The sequence below is a fragment of the Bacillus sp. CDB3 genome, from assembly GCF_002081505.1.
Lineage (GTDB): Bacteria > Bacillota > Bacilli > Bacillales > Bacillaceae_G > Bacillus_A > Bacillus_A cereus_AT.
Genome location: NZ_ALBR01000101.1, coordinates 191639 through 206175 on the forward strand (window position 1 = coordinate 191639; position 14537 = coordinate 206175).

Genomic DNA, 14537 nt, shown 5'->3' on the forward strand with positions numbered 1-14537 from the left:
GGGGTGAATATAAATGAGTAAAAAAGTGAAAAAAGATCATTCAAGATCAAGCCTAGGTTCTCCAGAAGTAGAAGGACAAGGAACGACGACACATGAAACAGGTTCTCATAAAGTATCTTCATCAAATAAGAAGCAGAAACGAAGCTAACATAAAAAGGGAGAGTCTTGGCGGCTCTCCCTTTTTATATGTATTACATCTTGTTATCATTAATCTCTTTTGTAATTTTATCTACATCTTTGTCTAATCGATCTAAATAGAAAAACCACAGTAAGCTGATGAGCACGTAATAGATGGCCATCACACAAAGATTATCAGATATATTTTCGAATGTGGATTTAGTAGTGAAAAAAGCTCCCCAAATGGTAGAAATAGTGAGGTAAGAAAGTGGGCCCACGAGGTGTACGAAAAGATATAATAACTTTTTCACTTTTACAGCGTTCATATGAAATACCTACTTTTTCTAATCATAAATTCGAGTTCCTCACAGAAGTGTTGTAGTTTTGCTGGATTGTGTATTAACAAGCGGGCATCGTGCTTCCCGATAAACTTTCGAATTCGTAAGTTTAATAGGGATGATCTACCATATTTTTCGATCAAGTTTTGAAACTCCTGCTGCTCACTGAGTAATTGAATATTTTCCCTAATTTCGAATTGTCTTTCATGTGGATCACCTAGTAAAATATTTAGAATCATTTGTAGAATTAGCAATGGGAATCTCCTCCTATGTTAGAATAATCTATATATTATAATTGTAACAAAACTATAAGGACAATAGTAGGGTGAAACAAAAAACAGGAGTTTGTAGGCTCCTGTTTTTGTCGATACTATTTCAATAAGCGAAACGCCTTCTCCGTATTAGCAAAATGCATTTTCACAAACTCAGGTAATCTTTCTTTACCGATCTTTTGAATTAATTTAGCAGCGGCAATATCAACTTGTTTACCAGCACCTTTTGGAAGTGGCATACCAGCTTTTTTGCTTAGTTCGTCAAACTGTTTTACGAATGAGTAACGAGCTAAAATGGAAGCGGCGGCTACCGCTAAATGGACACTTTCGCCTTTTGTAGCGAAGTAAACATTTTCACGCTGAACCAGCTTTTGTTTAGCTAAATATTTATAGTATGTATCAGGTTGTGTGAATTGGTCGATTAAGATGCCTTCAGGTTTTGTAGGTGCGATTTTTGCTAATAAATTTGTGATGGCTTTATTGTGTAGTAAAGCCTTTAGTTTGCCTTGGTTGTTTCCTTTATCAAATAGCTCGTTATATTTTTCATTATGAAGAACGAGAGAGCTATAAGGAACAACGTGAAGAAGTTGTTTTGCAATGGCAGTAATTTGATCATCATTTAAGTTTTTGGAGTCTTTTACACCAAGTTCTTTTAAAAGTGGAATTTGCTTTGCATCCACATATACAGCAACTACTGTCATCGGTCCAAAGAAATCACCAGTACCTACTTCATCGGATCCTAAAATAGACATTGTACCGATGGAAGATGGCGGAGCATAACGGTGTGAATCGACAGATTTTTTTACAGCTGTTTTCGGTGTTTGAGAGACAGTTTGCCAACGAGCAGCTTCTGCTTCAGCACGTCCACCTTGGAACATCACTTTGCCTGATTTATACGCTGTAATCGTGCAAGATGGCACCTTTGCCATGAAGATACCGCCTTGCGGAATTTTTGGGCTAAGCGCTTGTTTATATTGTTGTTTCATGTTTTCAATTACTGTAGAACTTGTTTGTATTACGATAGAATTTGACAAAATGGTCGCCCCTTTTTTATATTGTTATTTTTATCATATCGGATTGTTCTTTCTGTTTCCATATTATGAAGGTTCATGGTATGATAAACTTTAGGATTCTGTACGTGATTGGAGGCCGGTGAGTTGTCACAACAAAAGGGAAATAAAAGTCGAATTAATGTAGAAATATATGGCCAACAGTATTCAGTTGTTGGCGATGAAAGTACAAGTCATATCCGCATGGTAGCAGCGATTGTGGATGATAAAATGCGCGAACTCAATGCCAAGAATCCTTCGCTTGATACGAGTAGACTAGCGGTATTGACGGCGGTAAACGTCATACACGATTACATAAAATTAAAAGAAGAACATGAGAAATTGAAAGAAAGTATGACAAAAAAAGGAATGGAATAACATGATTGATATTATTATCATTTTACTGCTTGTTATGGGATTTTTCCTCGGCTTACGCAGAGGGTTTATTCTGCAACTTGTAAAGTTAACAAGCTTTATTATCGCATACCTTGTTGCATACTGGTACTGTAAAGATTTAGCGCCAGCACTTGCGAAATTTATTCCGTATCCATTTGATAAAAACGTATCTGTTCCAGAATGGATTGATGCAAATAATATTGAGACAGTATTCTATCAAGCAATTGCGTTTATCGTACTATTTATTATTACAAAAATTGCACTTTCATTACTTGGTAATTTGCTAAATATGTTTGCAGAAATACCGGTTTTAAAGCAAGTAAACGCGTTTGCGGGGGCAATCCTCGGATTTTTAGAAGTGTATATTATTTTGTTTGTTTTAATAATCGTTGGAAACATTCTTCCGATTGAACAAATACAAACACCATTACAAAAATCATCAATTAGCAAAATAATTGTAGACGATACACCGATTCTTTCTGAAAAGGTGAAGGAGCTATGGCAGACAGGTAGCAGAGTGTAACTTCTCTTTTTTCGGAAAGAGGAGTTTTTTTCTATGAAAGAAAGGCGGGGCAATGATGAAAGTAAATAAAAAACAAGTTATCAAATTATTAGAGACAATCGGGCTTTTTATGGAACTAAAGGGCGCGAATCCATTTAAAATATCTGCATTCCGTAAGGCGGCAGCGGCACTAGAAAGTGATGATCGTAGTCTTTCTGAAATTGAAGATTTCACAAAGATTCCAGGCATCGGAAAAGGAACGGCAGCAGTTATTCAAGAATATATAGAATCGGGAACATCTGAAGTATTACAGGAACTTGAAAAAGAAGTACCAAGCAGTTTATTACCGTTATTAAAACTTCCGGGCCTTGGTGGTAAGAAGGTAGCTAAGTTATACAAAGAACTTGGTGTTGTTGATATGGAATCACTAAAAGCGGTTTGTGAGGAAAATAAAGTACAAGCTTTAGCAGGTTTCGGTAAGAAAACAGAAGAGAAAATATTAGAAGCAATTGATCAAGTAGGATCTCGTCCAGAGCGTTTACCAATTGCGATGGTATTGCCTATTGCCGGGGAAATAGAGGAGAAATTGTCGAATATTGCTGAAGTGATTCGTTTCTCTCGCGCTGGTAGCTTACGCCGTGTTCGTGAGACAGTGAAAGATTTAGATTTCATTATTGCAACGACGGAGCCAGCAGTAGTACGTGAACATTTATTACAGTTTGATAATATGATTGAAGTGATTGCAAGTGGAGATACGAAAGTCTCTGTGCGTCTTCAATATGAATACGATATTTCAATCGATTTCCGCTTAGTAAAACCCGAAGAGTTTATTACAACTCTTCACCATTTCACAGGATCAAAAGACCATAACGTAAAAATGCGCCAAATCGCCAAAGATAAAGGTGAGAAAATTAGTGAGTACGGTGTAGAGAATCTGGAAACAGGTGAAGTAAAAACATTTGAAACAGAAGAGGAGTTCTTTGCTCATTTCGGTCTTCCGTTTATTCCGCCAGAAGTACGTGAAGATGGAAAGGAAATTGAATTAATTAAAGAGTATCCGAACTTAATTCAGTTCTCTGACATACAAGGTGATTTACATATGCATACAACATGGAGTGACGGTGCCTTTTCAATTGAGGAAATGGTACAGGCATGTCGTGCTCGTGGTTATAAATTCATGGCAATTACCGACCATTCACAATACTTAAAAGTAGCGAATGGTTTAACGAAAGAGCGTCTTCGTGAACAAGCGAAAGAAATTGAGCGCATGAATGAAAAGTATCCAGACATTACAATTTTACGCGGAATTGAAATGGATATTTTACCAGATGCCTCGCTTGATTTTGATGACGAAGTATTAGCAGAACTAGATTATGTTATTGGAGCGATTCACTCTAGCTTCTCACAAGACCGTGAAACGATTATGAAACGCCTTCGTACTGCACTTGAGAATAAACATGTTACAATGATTGCCCATCCGACAGGACGCCTTCTTGGGCGCCGCGAGGGTTACGATGTAGATACAGATTTATTAATTGAGCTCGCAAAAGAAACAAATACAGTATTAGAATTAAATGCGAATCCGAACCGCCTAGATTTAAGCGCGAAATTATTAAAACAAGCACAAGATGCTGGTGTAAAAGTAGCGATTAATACGGATGCTCATACACTTGAAATGTTAGAAGATATGGAAACAGGTGTAGCGGCAGCACGTAAAGGTTGGATTCAAAAAGATAACGTGATTAACACGTGGGATATTGAACGTTTATTAGACTATATTAAACGTAATAAGTAACACAAGGGGGACCTGCAACATGTTAGAAAGAACGTTGCGTGTATTAGAATACAATAAAGTAAAAGAACAATTACTTGAACATACAGCCTCTTCACTTGGTCGTGACAAAGTGAAGAATTTAGTGCCCAGCACTGATTTTGAAGAAATTGTAGAACTGCAAGATACAACGGATGAAGCGGCGAAAGTCATTCGTTTAAAAGGGAGTGCGCCATTAGGTGGTATTACTGATGTTCGCTCAAATGTGAAGCGTGCAAAAATCGGAAGTATGTTAAGCCCAAATGAACTACTTGATATCGCAAATACGATGTATGGTAGTCGTAATATGAAACGTTTCATCGAAGATATGGTTGATAATGGTGTCGAGCTTCCAATTTTAGAAACTCATGTTGCTCAAATTGTATCTTTATATGATTTAGAAAAGAAAATTACAAATTGTATCGGTGACGGCGGTGAAGTAGTCGATAGCGCAAGTGATAAATTGCGTGGTATTCGCACTCAAATTCGTACTGCGGAAAGCCGTATTCGTGAAAAATTAGAAAACATGACGCGTTCTTCCAACGCGCAAAAGATGCTGTCTGACGCGATTGTAACGATTCGTAACGAACGTTACGTAATCCCAGTAAAACAAGAATACCGCGGTGTATATGGCGGTATTGTTCACGATCAATCAGCTTCTGGACAAACGTTATTTATTGAACCACAAGTCATTGTAGAGTTAAATAACGCGCTTCAAGAAGCACGAGTGAAAGAAAAACAAGAAATCGAACGCATCTTATTGATGTTAACAGAAGAAGTGGCAGTAGAAGCGGATATCGTTTTATCTAACGTAGAAGTAGTTGCGAATCTTGACTTTATTTTTGCGAAAGCTTTTTATGCGAAGCGTATAAAAGCAACGAAACCAATCGTAAATAACGAGCGTTATATGGATTTAAGACAAGCACGTCATCCGCTTATTGATCCAGAAATTATTGTGCCAAATAACATTATGTTAGGCAAAGATTTCACGACAATTGTTATTACAGGACCGAATACAGGTGGTAAAACAGTTACGCTGAAAACAGTTGGTATTTGTGTATTAATGGCGCAATCTGGCCTTCACATTCCAGTAATGGATGAGTCAGAGATTTGTGTATTTAAAAATATCTTTGCCGATATCGGTGATGAGCAATCGATTGAACAAAGTTTAAGTACGTTCTCCTCACATATGGTGAACATTGTTGATATTTTAGAAAAAGCTGATTTTGAAAGCTTAGTTTTATTCGATGAATTAGGTGCTGGAACAGACCCGCAAGAAGGGGCTGCATTAGCAATCTCAATTTTAGATGAAGTATGTAATCGTGGTGCTCGCGTTGTTGCTACGACGCATTACCCAGAATTAAAAGCATACGGATATAACCGTGAGAAAGTTATTAATGCAAGCGTTGAGTTCGACGTGAACACATTAAGCCCAACGTATAAATTATTAATCGGTGTACCAGGACGTAGTAATGCCTTTGAAATTTCAAAGCGCCTTGGACTATCTGATCGCGTGATTGATCAAGCTCGTAACTACATTAGTACAGATACAAACAAAATTGAAAATATGATTGCGAAGTTAGAAGAAAGTCAGAAGAATGCAGAGCGTGACTGGAACGAAGCAGAAGCACTTCGCAAGCAATCTGAAAAACTGCATCGCGAATTACAGCGTCAAATTATTGAATTTAATGATGAGCGCGATGAAAAATTATTAAAAGCGCAAAAAGAAGGGGAAGAAAAAGTCGAAGCTGCAAAGAAAGAAGCAGAAGGCATTATTCAAGAACTTCGTCAATTGCGTAAAGCACAGCTTGTAAACGTGAAAGACCATGAGCTTATTGAAGCGAAGAGCCGTCTAGAAGGTGCGGCGCCAGAGCTTGTGAAGAAACAAAAAGTAAACGTGAAAAACACAGCGCCAAAACAACAATTACGCGCAGGCGATGAAGTAAAAGTATTAACGTTCGGCCAAAAAGGTCAATTGCTTGAAAAGGTAAGTGATACAGAGTGGAGCGTACAAATTGGTATTCTGAAGATGAAAGTGAAAGAATCCAATATGGAATACATTAATACACCGAAGCAAACTGAGAAAAAAGCAGTCGCAAGTGTGAAGGGTAGAGATTATCACGTTTCGTTAGAGCTTGATCTTCGCGGTGAACGTTATGAAGATGCAATGATGCGCGTTGAAAAATATTTAGACGATGCACAACTTGCAAGCTATCCTCGCGTATCAATTATTCACGGTAAAGGAACAGGAGCACTTCGCCAAGGTGTACAAGATTACTTGAAGAAACATCGCGGCGTGAAAAACTATCGCTACGGTGACATGGGCGAGGGAGGCCTAGGCGTAACAGTTGTCGAATTAAAATAGAAAACAACGAAACAAAGGGGAAACCATTATATGTTTATGGACAAACTTGCAAAAGTATTGTTAGCTTGTTGTGGAATATTTTTGGTGATTGGGGTTATTTATTTAGTTGTTTTTGCGAAGTGAAAAGTTATTAATAGCGTCATTCCCTAATGGTGAATGACGCTGTTTTAGTTGGAAAGAACAGTAGTCGTTGTAAGAGAGAGAATTAAGAAGAGGAAGCGGAAGAGATGGATATAAAGAAATTTTTTGGAGTAGGTATAGGGAGTATATTTATCTATTTTATATTATCTGTTTGTAGAATGAATCTATCTACTTTGAACAGTTTAATTGAAAATAATATGATGAAAGTATTTCTTATAGCAAGTTTTACATTTGTATTATGTTTTGTAAGTTATATAAATATTAACTTGGAACGTAAAGGTTTGTATTGCAGAGAATATGAATATTTTCCCAAGCGTTATTTAGTACAAATGATGTTTTGGTTTGGAATAGGGTTTAATTATTTAACTCCACCGTTTTATCAAATGGACTTTCAAGGAAATCTATTATCAATCTTATTTGATATAGCTTTTTATTATTCATTTATTAGTTTGCTTATTCTTGGTGTCTGTGCCTTTGGGAAGGGTATAAAAAAACAAAAGGGCCAGAAATTAGAAACACGAAACAATAGTAGTGAACCATATTTTTATTCTGATAATCCAGTTAATAATAGAGATGATAAATTAAATAGAGAAAAATTTGTTAACCATGTTGTTAGTAATCTGTATAAAATGAAAGAAGAAAATTTAACAATTGGATTTTATGGTAAGTGGGGGACTGGAAAAACCTCTATCTTTAAAATGATAAAAAAAACTATTGAAAATGATAGTGATAAAAAGAATGAATATTTAATTTTTGAATTTAAACCATGGTATTTTGGGAAAGACAATCATGAGATAGTTGTGGAATTTTTAGAGCAGTTATTAAATGAAATAAAAAAATACGAGGGTTTGATCCTCAAATTGAAAAAAATATAATCAAGTACTCAAAAGCTTTTTCTTCAGTAAGTTTACGAATACCGGGTATAACAGTTAATTTTAAAGAAACGTACAGTCTCATTGAAGAAGCATTTGATGCAAAATCTAAAAATATAAAAGATTTAAAAGATGAGGTGGAGAAATCCCTAAGAAACTCGCCACAGAGAATTATTGTATTTATTGATGACATTGACAGGTTAAATAAAGAAGAGATTCAAATGCTATTTAGATTAGTAAGGTTGATTTGTGATTTTCCAAATATAACTTATATTGTAGCGTTGGATGAAGAAATTGTAGCAGCTGCTTTGGCTGAATTACATGGAAAAGATGAAAATGTTGATGCGAAAAAAATTGGAAGAGACTACTTAGAAAAGTTTATTCAAATTCCTTTATACATACCAGAAACAGATGTCTATAGTATGAATGAAATGCTTTGGAATGGTGTAAAGAAAATATTAATAGAGAATAATTTATTATCGGAATCAAGATTTTTAAGTATGGAATTTGTGAGTACCGAGCGTTTAATTGATTTGCAAAAGCTTGAATTTACGCCTCGGAATATAAATCGATACTTAAATACGGTGAAATTTATGTTGCCTTTGTTAAAAGATAAAACGAATGTGGATGATTTGTTGTATCTATTGCTTGTTAAAGTTGGCGCACCTAATTTATATAAAAAAATAAAGTTGAAACCGAATGTTTTTTTAGAAAAAAATACTAACGATGATAAATTAATTGAGTATATTAAGAAGAATTATAGTATGTATGAATCGTTATTAGTAAACATATTTCCTAATTTGATACCAGACTCTCATGATATAAAACATGAAAGTAAATTGAAATTAACAGAAAATAAAAAGAGAGTATGTTCTAAAGATTATTTTAGAAGATATTTTATGTATGATATACCTGAAAGTGAGAGAAGTTTATCATCTTTTATGGAAAGGTTAAAAACATGTGACACGAATGTATTAAGTAAAGAATTTGAGCAGTTTTTAAATCTATACTCTGCGGAGAAGGTCTTTTCTAGTATTGAGTATAGCATTGATAAGATGAGTGAAACCCAGCATCAGAACATGATACAAGTATTACAGTTTGGTATGAATAAAGAAACTATTGTAACTTATCATTTAGATGAATATGCAAGACTGTTATCTATACTGTGCGTATATCTAAAAAGAACAGATATTAATCCAGTTTTTATTGGTAAGATAGATATTAAATTAATACTTAAAATTAATGATACTTTAAGTAATTATTTGAATGGTAAAGAGATTAGCAAAATCCTTTTAATAGAAGAGTCTAAAGTGAAATCTTTTATACCTGCTTTCAGGAGTGAAGTGAAAAAATATTATTTATCTTCTAAGAAAATAGGGGATCTTTATAATGGCCATAGTATTAAAGATATAGAAGAGTTATTTTTCATATGGGATAACATCGAGGAAGTATATAAGAAAAGGATTGTTATTCAAAATTGGATAAACAGTATTGAGGATTTTGAAACAGTATTGAAATTAATTATTCATTCACGAAAAAGAAAAAATTTAAATTTTTTAGCACAGTATACAAAGATTGTAGAATTAATAGATATAAAATTGATTAATGATTATATAGGGAATGCTTCTTCTAATAATGAATTATTAAATATTCAGGAACTAGCTATAAAAGAATTAAATCAACAAATGGAAACAGAAGCAGAGAAATGTATGGAAAATGAATCTAAGATAGAGTATTCAAATACATTAATAATGAAAATTAATACATTACAAAAATATGGAGATATTGCCACTAAAAATATAATAGATAAGCATGAGGAAAATGCAAAAAGTTTTAATGAAGAAATATATCCAGGTATCCTAAAAAAGAAAATAGAAAAAGAAGAAGCTTGGCACGAGTTTTTACGTGAAGCAGATTATGTATCTGAATTTGATTAACGTAAAAATTGACGCTTTTAATATATATGAAAAGGAATAAAACATGAAAATCAACCAATACATAAGCGAAGCAAAGTCCTGCTCAAGACGTGAAACAGACCGCCTTATTAAAGCGGGACGCGTGGCTATTAACGCTGAAATATGTACGCACGGTGCAATCGTGAGCGATGGTGATGTTATAACGATTGATGGGCAGGTTATTGCAAAAGAAGAGAAAGAAAAAGTGTATATCGCCTTTCATAAACCAGTCGGAATCACTTGTACAGCAGCTGATCATATTGAAGATAACATTATTGATTATATCAATTATCCAGAGAGAATCTTTCCAGTTGGACGATTAGATAAAGCATCGGAAGGACTTATTTTATTAACGAACGACGGTACGATTGCAAATCAAATTTTACATGGTGATCATGAGCACGAGAAAGAATATGTTGTCACAGTCGATAAACCTTTTACAGATTGGTTTATTGATGAGATGTCCAGCGGTGTAAAGATTAAAGATGGAATGACGAAGCCATGTAAAGTGACGAGAGTCGATCAGTCAACATTTCGCATCGTCTTAACGCAAGGAATGAATAGACAAATTCGTAGAATGAGCCGCGCTTTCGGGTTTACTGTAATAAAGCTAAAGCGAGTGCGCATTATGAATATAGAGCTAAATGAGCTTGAAGTAGGAAAATGGCGGAGCATTACACCAGAGGAATTAGACACTTTAATAGGACAGTTATAGGGAGGGGAAATTTTCTCCCTATATTTTTTTGTCAGAAAAAATAAAACTATTGATTTTTTAAAAAATAGCCCATATAATAAAAAACAACAAGTTTCGACAAGATATTTTATAAAAGTAATGATGAGGACATGAGTTGTTTTCTACGATTCTCAGAGAGGGAAGCCTTAGGCTGTGAGCTTCCTAATACGAAAAGACAAGCTTACCACCTCTAAACTTCAAGAGTGAACTGCATGATGCATTGTAATTCTTGGCGGATAAAACCGTTATCAATTTACACGAGCTATAAAATGAGCTTATTTTGTTATAAATTCATTTTATTAGAATAAGGGTGGAACCACGATTTCAACACTCGTCCCTTTGTTAGGGACGGGTGTTTTTTGCGTTCTTTTACGGGGAAGTATGCTTGAAAGAGGACATGTGACGGATTTTAATTCAGAATATTTTGTTAATTAATATTTTAGGAGGTTAGTAGAAATGAAATCATCTTTAAAGTTTTCTGAGATGTTCGCAATAAGTTTAATGTTATTTGCACTATTTTTTGGTGCAGGTAATATGATTTTTCCACCAGCGTTAGGACAAGGTGCTGGAACTGATGTATGGATCGCATTGTTTGGTTTTATCGTAACAGGCGTTGGATTGCCTTTATTAGGAGTAATTGTTATAGCTCTAAAGGGAGATATTAATGAGCTAGCAGGGCGCGTACATCCTATATTTGCACTTGTTTTTATCACTGCAATTTATTTATGTTTAGGTGTGTTTGTAAGTGTGCCACGTACAGGAACAGTTGCTTATGAGATGAGTGTTGCACCGTTTTTACCAAGTGAGATAGCTGGTCAATCCTATTCACTTGTTATCTTTACATTTATTTTCTTTGCAGTAACTTTCTATTTAGCATTAAACCCATCGAAATTAGTGGGGCGCATCGGTAAAGTGTTAACTCCAATTTTATTAGCTGTTATTGCAATTATTGTAGCGAAAGCAATTATGACGCCAATGGGAGAGTTTGGTGCACCGACAGAAGCATATAGTGCGCCACTCTTTAAAGGTTTTATTGATGGATATTTAACTTTAGATGGACTTGCAGCACTTGTTTTCGGAAATGTTGTCATTAATGCTTTAAAAGCAAAAGGTATTACAAATAAGAACAGTATTGCGAAAGTAACAATCTTTGCAGGATTTATTGCAGCACTTGGTTTACTATTAGTTTACTTAGCACTTGCTTACCTTGGAGCTTCTAGTGTTTCACTTGGAATGGGAGCAAACGGAGGAATTATTTTAACAAACGTCGTGAATCATTTATTTGGTAGTTACGGAACATTATTACTAGGTATCGCAATTACAGCAGCGTGTTTAACAACTTCTGTAGGTATTGTTGCAGCTTGTGGGGAATATTTCTCTTCGTTATTACCAAAGCTTTCTTATCAAAAAGTCGTTTTTGTTTTCTGTGTATTAGCATTTATGGTAGCAAATCTTGGTTTAACTCAGTTAAACGCATTAGCATTACCAATTCTAATTGCAATTTATCCAATTGGTATCGTACTTATCGTATTATCACTTGTTGAAAATTACGTTCGTCTTCCATTAGCAATGTATGTAGGCGGTATTGTAGGGGCATTTGCAATTAGCTTCTTTGATGGATTGCACAATGCGAATCTGCAAATTGCAGCATTAGCACCTATTTTAGATAAGATTCCATTATATAGTGTAGGGATTGGCTGGTTAGTTCCAGGTATGATCGGTATAGGAATTGGTTATATAGTTTCTAAGTTTCAAAAGCAAGGAATTGCTGTAGAAAAATAGAGAAAAGAGGCTTTCTATGAAAGAAAGTCTCTTTTTTGTAGGGAAAATTACATATAGGGAAATTTAGATATTAAAAATTTTATACGTAATATAGTTGACAAAAAATTTAACAGTAGGCTAAGATTGACTTAGTTGTGGAAATGTTGGAAGGGAAGTGACGGGAGCAAGGGAAGAGGTTTTCTATGACTATATCATTTTTGGAAGAAGAGGTGATAGAACAATAGAATAGGTAGTTTATTTTTTTGTAGTCTGTTGAGAATGATAATCAATAAAGTAGTTAAATTATTTTATAGTGCTTTTTATAGGGAATATTGAGGGATATTATATTTTTTGACCTCAAATGAGAATGATAATCAACAATACTTATATTACATAAAGTAATGACAATTAAATAAAGGTAGAAGAGATTATTTTTTCTTATAAATTGAGAATAATTATCATTTTCAAATTATAAAACGAAAGATACACAAGGAGGAAGTAAGCAAAATGAGAAAGTTTTCAGTGTTACCCGCATTTATTATAACGTTAGTATGTATGCTAGCTTTTCTCGTAATACCATCTGGACAAGCTTCAGCAAAATTAGCTGACGGTACTTACGATATTAACTACGTTATCAAAAAGGCGGAAGATGATTCGGCTTCAATGGCAAATGATTATTTTGAAAAACCGGCTAAGTTAATTGTAAAAAATGGTGAGATGAGAGTACAAGTTCCAATGAATCATAGTGCTTGGATTACAGAGTTTAAAGCACCAGAGAATGGTAATTTCGTTGATTCAAAAGTAATTAGCAAGGACGAAGCAGCAGATAAAAGAACGGTTGAATTTAAAGTTGATGATTTATCTAAACCGTTAGGAGTAAAAATTCATGTTGTTGTACCAAGTGCAAACTACGACCATCATTACACAATTCGTTTTGCATTTGATGCAAACGTAAAAGCTGTAGGCGGCGATAACAATGCAGCTGGTGTAACAAAAACTGATGATCAAACTAAAAAAGATGGACAAGTAAAAGAAGAGCAAAAGAAAGAAGAGAGTAAAGAAACAAACAAAGATGTAAATAAAGGAACAAATGAGAGTAGCAAGGCTGAAAATACAGATAACCCAAAAACAGGTGATGATGCACGCATTGGATTATTTGCAGCGTTAGTTCTTATCTCAGGTGTTTTCTTAGTTCGTAAAGTGAAGTTAAGTAAATAAAATTTTAAAAAGGAGAGTCATTCTATTGAACAGGTATTTGAAAATTGTTGTTGCAATGTTTCTAACGATTTTTACATTCGTATCAACGCTACAACCACTTGCAGTTCAAGCAGCTACAAAATTAGCTGACGGTGAATATTCAATTGGCTTTAAAGTTCTTAAAGATAAATCAGATGAAGAATCAATGATGAATCAATATTCTGTAAGCCCGGGGACTTTGAAAGTGAAGGATGGGAAAAAGAAAGTATCCTTTACGTTAACACATAGTTCATGGATTACGAAGTTTGAAACAGAAAAAGGTAGCCAATTCGTTGATGTAAATGTAGTGAGTGAAGATAAAGAAAACGATACAAGAGTAGTAGAATTTGATGTAGAAGATTTAGAAAAAATATTAAATGCAAAAGTAAAAGTTGATATTGATGCTTTTAATTATCATCATTACTATGATATTCGTATTTCATTCGACCAAAATAGCATTACACCAATTCATGTAGAAAAACCAGATGAAAAAGAGGACCCAGCTAATAAGCCAGATCCAAATGAAAATCCGGATCCAAGTCAGAAGCCCGACCAAAAGCCTGACTCAGATCAACAACCAAATTCTAACACAATTAAAGATGGTGCGTACAGCATTCCATTTAAAGTGTTAAAAGATAAAACAGATGAAGAATCTAAAATGAATACTTACATGGTAAATCCAGGAGTATTGAAAGTAGAAAATGGTAAGAAAAAAGCGATTGTAACACTCAAGAGTAGCTCATTAATTAAAAATTTCCAAACGGAAAAAGATGGTGCATTTGTTGATGCAAAAGTAGTGAGTGAAGATAAAGAAAACGATACAAGAGTAGTAGAATTTGATGTAGATGATTTATCAAAAAAACTAAATACAAAAGTATTTATTGAGATGGCATCAAGAAATTACAAGCAAACGCATGACGTACAACTTGTATTTGAACAAGACAAACTTGAAAAATTAAAAGTGAAGAAAAACAACCAGACGGAGAAAAA

The 14537-nt window shown here is 34.4% G+C and carries 13 protein-coding genes, 1 pseudogene and 1 other annotated feature; of the genes and pseudogenes, 11 read left to right on the forward strand and 3 right to left on the reverse strand.

Features of this window, described 5'->3' with window-relative positions; all coding sequences use genetic code 11:
• The first annotated feature begins 13 nt into the window (after positions 1-13).
• Positions 14-148: a YuzL family protein gene (locus tag CDB3_RS27840; RefSeq protein ID WP_000039594.1), complete on the forward strand. Its 135-nt coding sequence runs from the start codon at positions 14-16 to the stop codon at positions 146-148.
• A 43-nt stretch (positions 149-191) separates the two neighbouring features.
• On the opposite strand, the gene CDB3_RS27845 is transcribed toward CDB3_RS27840, so the two are convergent.
• From CDB3_RS27845 to rnhC, 3 genes are all read right to left on the reverse strand, one after another.
• A complete protein-coding gene (locus CDB3_RS27845; RefSeq protein ID WP_128856691.1) occupies positions 192-443 on the reverse strand; it encodes a hypothetical protein in 252 nt (83 codons plus the stop codon).
• Positions 440-709, reverse strand: coding sequence for a hypothetical protein (locus tag CDB3_RS27850; protein ID WP_128856692.1), 270 nt, complete (start codon positions 707-709; stop codon positions 440-442). Before CDB3_RS27850 ends, CDB3_RS27845 begins: the two co-directional genes overlap by 4 nt.
• 116 nt (positions 710-825) lie before the next feature.
• Positions 826-1761, reverse strand: a complete 936-nt coding sequence (rnhC, locus tag CDB3_RS27855; RefSeq protein WP_128856693.1) for a ribonuclease HIII — start codon at positions 1759-1761, stop codon at positions 826-828.
• Positions 1762-1884: 123 nt separating this feature from the next.
• Between rnhC and zapA the strand changes: the two genes are divergently transcribed.
• The 10 genes and pseudogenes from zapA to CDB3_RS27900 form a co-directional block, all read left to right on the forward strand.
• On the forward strand, positions 1885-2154 hold the full coding sequence (gene zapA, locus CDB3_RS27860; protein ID WP_000082703.1) for a cell division protein ZapA: 270 nt from the start codon (positions 1885-1887) through the stop codon (positions 2152-2154).
• 1 nt (position 2155) lies between these two features.
• Entirely contained in the window at positions 2156-2695 is a 540-nt protein-coding gene (locus tag CDB3_RS27865; protein ID WP_000565405.1) for a CvpA family protein, read from the forward strand.
• Positions 2696-2750: 55 nt separating this feature from the next.
• Positions 2751-4469, forward strand: coding sequence for a DNA polymerase/3'-5' exonuclease PolX (gene polX, locus CDB3_RS27870; RefSeq protein ID WP_128856701.1), 1719 nt, complete (start codon positions 2751-2753; stop codon positions 4467-4469).
• A gap of 19 nt (positions 4470-4488) precedes the next feature.
• Positions 4489-6849 (forward strand): endonuclease MutS2, encoded by a 2361-nt coding sequence (locus tag CDB3_RS27875; protein ID WP_128856694.1) that lies wholly within the window; start codon positions 4489-4491, stop codon positions 6847-6849.
• Between the two features lie 227 nt (positions 6850-7076).
• Positions 7077-7865 (forward strand): P-loop NTPase fold protein, encoded by a 789-nt coding sequence (locus tag CDB3_RS32630; RefSeq protein ID WP_256869949.1) that lies wholly within the window; start codon positions 7077-7079, stop codon positions 7863-7865.
• Between the two features lie 134 nt (positions 7866-7999).
• Positions 8000-9799, forward strand: a complete 1800-nt coding sequence (locus tag CDB3_RS27880; protein WP_372708561.1) for a P-loop NTPase fold protein — start codon at positions 8000-8002, stop codon at positions 9797-9799.
• Positions 9800-9842: 43 nt separating this feature from the next.
• Positions 9843-10532: a 23S rRNA pseudouridine(2604) synthase RluF gene (locus CDB3_RS27885; protein ID WP_128856695.1), complete on the forward strand. Its 690-nt coding sequence runs from the start codon at positions 9843-9845 to the stop codon at positions 10530-10532.
• 108 nt (positions 10533-10640) lie between these two features.
• Positions 10641-10892: a binding site (T-box leader), on the forward strand.
• Between the two features lie 114 nt (positions 10893-11006).
• Positions 11007-12332 carry a branched-chain amino acid transport system II carrier protein BrnQ6 gene (gene brnQ6 / locus CDB3_RS27890; protein WP_128856696.1) on the forward strand — a complete coding sequence of 442 codons (1326 nt, stop codon included), beginning with the start codon at positions 11007-11009 and terminating at the stop codon, positions 12330-12332.
• A 486-nt stretch (positions 12333-12818) separates the two neighbouring features.
• Complete coding sequence (isdC, locus tag CDB3_RS27895; protein ID WP_128856697.1) at positions 12819-13529, forward strand: heme uptake protein IsdC; 711 nt, start codon at positions 12819-12821, stop codon at positions 13527-13529.
• 25 nt (positions 13530-13554) lie between these two features.
• Positions 13555-14537: pseudogene (locus CDB3_RS27900) on the forward strand (NEAT domain-containing protein); the annotation flags it as partial.